The sequence below is a fragment of the Streptomyces sp. SID5643 genome, assembly GCF_009872555.1.
Lineage (GTDB): Bacteria > Actinomycetota > Actinomycetes > Streptomycetales > Streptomycetaceae > Streptomyces > Streptomyces iakyrus.
Genome location: NZ_WWIC01000212.1, coordinates 1 through 367, shown reverse-complemented (window position 1 = coordinate 367; position 367 = coordinate 1). Strand labels below are relative to the sequence as shown.

Sequence of the window (367 nt, the reverse complement as noted above, 5' to 3'; positions counted from 1 at the left end):
CCGCCGGAATCAGGTTCTCCGGCACCACCACTCGCTCCGTGCCGGCCGACGCCGCGATCCCGGCCGGGGTGGGGGCCTGGAACAGCGCGCGCACCGACACGGTCACACCACGGCGCCGCAGCACCTCCACCAACTGGATCGCCAGCAGGGAGTGGCCGCCCAGCGCGAAGAAGTCGTCGTCGACCCCCACCCCCTCCACGCCGAGGACCTCGGCGAACGCGGCGCACAGGATCTCCTCGTGCGCGTTGGCCGGGCCCCGGCCGCTGCCCGCGGTGTACTCCGGAGCGGGCAGCGCCCTGCGGTCCAGTTTCCCGTTGACCGTCAGCGGCAGCGCGTCCAGCACCACCACGGCCGACGGCACCATGTG

General features: G+C 73.8%; 1 protein-coding gene. It reads right to left on the bottom strand.

What is annotated here, in order from left to right; translation table 11 throughout:
* A partial coding sequence (locus GTY56_RS23835) for a phosphopantetheine-binding protein (protein ID WP_161367374.1) occupies window positions 1-367 on the bottom strand: 367 nt, incomplete at both ends.